Genomic DNA, 3,421 nt, shown 5'->3' on the forward strand with positions numbered 1-3,421 from the left:
GCAGGCGGGCCCGCGGGTCGGTGCGGGCCCACGGGCCGCCTGCCGGCGGCGCGGCGCGCGGGATGCGCGAGGGCACGGGGTGCGCCATGCCGGGGATTGTACCGCGGTCGCCGGCGGCGCCGCGGCTTGATCCCCGCGCCCGATGCGGGGAGAATGCGGCGGGCGGCAGGACACGCGAAGGGAGGCACGATGGGGGCCACGGTGTTTTTCGCTGATCTCAGGGGGACCACCAGGCAGAACATCCTCGAGAAGCTGGGGCGGCTGCTCACGCGCGCCGGCCTCGAGGAGCGCATCGGGGCCAAGCACCTCGTCGCCGTCAAGCTGCACTTCGGCGAGCTGGGCAACACGGCCTACGTCCGCCCCGTCTACGTCCGCCGCGTCGTCGAGCGGCTGCGCGCGCTCGGGGCGCGGCCGTTCCTCGTCGACACGAACACCCTCTACATCGGCACGCGCGGGGACTCGGCGAGCCACTACGAGACGGCAATCGCCAACGGCTTCGACTGGTCCGCCGTCGGTGCGCCGATCGTCATCGGCGGCGGGCTGCGCGGCAACCGCGCCGTCACCGTTCCCGTGAACCTCACGCACTACCGCGAGGTGGAGATCGCGCCCGAGATCGCCGACGCGGACGCCATCGTCGGCATCGCCCACTTCAAGGGACACGAGATGAGCGGCTTCGGCGGGACGCTCAAGAACTTCGGCATGGGCGCGGCGTCGCGCCGCGGCAAGCTGAGCATGCACTCGACGAGCAGCCCGGCGGTGAACGAGGAGGCCTGCACCGCCTGTCACAGCTGCGTGCGCTGGTGCGCCTTCGGGGCCATCGAAACGGCGGGCGAGAAGGGCAAGGGCAAGGCGAGCATCGACCGCGACCGCTGCAGCGGCTGCGGCGCCTGCCTGCCGACGTGCCCGGCCGGCGCGATCCGGATCGACTGGAACCAGGAGCCGGGCGGGATGCAGGAGCGCATGGTCGAGTACGCCTACGGGGCCATCGCCCCCAAGCTCGGCCGCGCTGTCTTCGTCAACGTCATCCTGCAGGTCTCGCCCCTGTGCGACTGCTACCCGTTCGCTGACACGCCGCTCGTCCCGGACGTCGGCATCCTCGCCTCGACCGACCCGGTCGCGATCGACCAGGCCGCCGTCGACCTGGTCAACGCGCAGCCGGGGCACCCGCTCTCGCAGCACGCCGCGCGGCTCGCCGCCGGCGAGGACAAGTTCCGGGCCGCCGCCCCGGCCGTGGACTGGGGCATCCAGCTGGCGCACGGGGAGCGCATCGGCCTCGGCACCCGCGCCTACGAGCTCGTGAAGGTCTAGGGGGCGGTGGCGGGGGGCGCCGTTGCGGGGGGGGCGGGCGTGAACGTCCGCGAGCAGAGCGAGGCCGCGGAGAGCGCCCTGCTGCATCCGCTCGCCGCGCGCGCCGCCGAGAGCCGCGGGCGCACGCGCCCCGAGGAGCCGTGCCCGATCCGCACGGCGTACCAGCGCGACCGCGACCGGATTCTGCACGCCAAGTCCTTCCGCCGTCTCAAGCACAAGACTCAGGTCTTCCTCGCGCCGCGGGGGGACCACTACCGCACGCGGCTCACGCACACGCTGGAGGTCGCGCAGATCGCCCGCACCCTGGCGCGGGGGCTGCGCCTCAACGAGGACCTGACGGAGGCGATCGCCCTCGGGCACGACCTCGGTCACACCCCGTTCGGACACGCGGGCGAGGAGAGCCTCCGCGCCCTGCTGCCGGGGGGCTTCTCGCACGTGGCGCAGAGCGTGCGGGTCGTCGAGCGCCTCGAGAACGACGGCGCGGGGCTGAACCTGACGCGCGAGGTCGTCGAGGGGATCCGCACGCACTCCAAGGGGCGGGGGAAGATCGTCGCGCCGGCCGCAACGCTCGAGGCACAGGCGGTGCGGCTGGCGGACCTGGTCGCCTACATCAACCACGACATCGACGACGCCCTGCGCGCGGGGGTCATCGCCGCGGGAGACCTGCCGCGCGAGACGCTGGCGCGGGTCGGCACCACCCACGGGGAGCGCATCGGCACCATGGTCCGCGGGATCATCGAGGAGACCGTCGGCGCGCAGTACGCGCACGTCGCGATGGGCGAGGGGCTCGAGCGCGACTGTGCGGCGCTGCGCGACTTTCTCTACGCCAACGTCTACTTCAACCCGTCCACGCATGCGGAGTTCCACAAGGCAGCCAAGATCCTGCGGGACCTCTACGAGCACTACCTCGGGCGGGTCGCCGAGATGGGGGAGGAGTACGTGCGCATCGCGGAGACCGAAGGCGCCGCCCGCGCGGTGGGTGACTTCCTCGCAGGGATGACGGATCGCTTCGTCGTGCAGACGTACGAGCGGCTCTTCCTCCCCCTGCCGTGGCAGGTGCTCTGATCCGCGCGTGCGCGCGGATCCGGCAGGGCAGGCTTGTCAACAATCACGAGAAGCACGCGCTTCGATCGGGGCACAAAGGAAATTGGAGATCGGCTGGAAGCACCATGCCAAGGCTCCTTACTCCATCCGCGCGTGCGCGCGGATGGGGGGCGCTTTGCTTGACACCTCCCGGGAAAGGCTTTATGAACAACGGGGTGCGCGATGACGACCGATGCGTCGCCGCCGGCTGAGCGGCTGCTCGTGGTGGTGCTCGGACAGCGTCGCTTCGGGCTGCCTCTGGAACAGGTGCGGGGCATCCAGGCACGCACGCCGGGCAGCGCGACGGCGGCGTACCGCGACGGGCTGATCCCGATCGTGGAAGCCGGCGTCCTCGGGCTCGGGGCGGAGGCCGGCGGGGGCGCGGGTGAGGTCGTCGTCCTCGGCGCGAGCGACGGGGAGATGGGACTCGCCGTCGATCGCGTCGAGGGGTTCTTCGACGCCGGCGAGATCCGCGACCTGCCGGGGCTGGTCGCGCCGTTCGTGCGGGGGGTGTTCCGCGGCATCGCCCTGCGGCCCGGGGGTGGGTTGCTGGTGGTCGACACGGCGGCGCTGGCGAGGGTCGTCGGGGTGGACCCGGCGGAAGGGGGGCGGGAGAGGCATGACGCAGAGGGTCCTGTTGGCCGACGACAGTGCCACGATCCGCAGGGTCGTGGAGCTCACCTTCTCCGATGAGGACTTCCAGATCACGTCCGTGGGCGACGGCGCGCAGGCCTTGGACCGCGCCCGTGCCGAGCGGCCCGACCTCGTCATCTCCGACGTCGGGATGCCGGGCCTCAACGGCTACGAGCTGTGCGAGCGCATGAAGGCCGACCCGCAGCTGCGGGTCGTGCCGTTCCTGCTGCTGCGGGGGACGTTCGAGAGCTTCGACGAGGACCGGGCGCGCGCCTGCGGGGCCGACGGGATCATCACCAAGCCGTTCGAGGCGCAGGAGATGGTGAGCACGGCGAAGGAGCTGATCGGCCGGGGCGCAACTGCGGCAGCGACGGCCGCCGCCGCGGAGACGTCGCTG

4 protein-coding genes are annotated in these 3,421 nt (G+C 72.3%); all 4 read left to right on the forward strand.

Annotated features, from left to right (window positions below; genetic code table 11):
• The first annotated feature begins 201 nt into the window (after positions 1-201).
• Positions 202-1,308, forward strand: coding sequence for a DUF362 domain-containing protein (locus VI078_16920; protein ID HEY6000970.1), 1,107 nt, complete (start codon positions 202-204; stop codon positions 1,306-1,308).
• 39 nt (positions 1,309-1,347) lie between these two features.
• Entirely contained in the window at positions 1,348-2,373 is a 1,026-nt protein-coding gene (locus VI078_16925) for a deoxyguanosinetriphosphate triphosphohydrolase (protein HEY6000971.1), read from the forward strand.
• A gap of 201 nt (positions 2,374-2,574) precedes the next feature.
• On the forward strand, positions 2,575-3,084 hold the full coding sequence (locus tag VI078_16930) for a chemotaxis protein CheW (protein HEY6000972.1): 510 nt from the start codon (positions 2,575-2,577) through the stop codon (positions 3,082-3,084).
• On the forward strand, positions 3,062-3,421 hold a 360-nt coding region (locus tag VI078_16935; protein ID HEY6000973.1), incomplete at its 3' end, for a response regulator. The genes VI078_16930 and VI078_16935, both read left to right, overlap by 23 nt.

It is taken from the genome of bacterium (assembly GCA_036524115.1).
Classification (GTDB): Bacteria; JAUVQV01; JAUVQV01; order JAUVQV01; family DATDCY01; genus DATDCY01.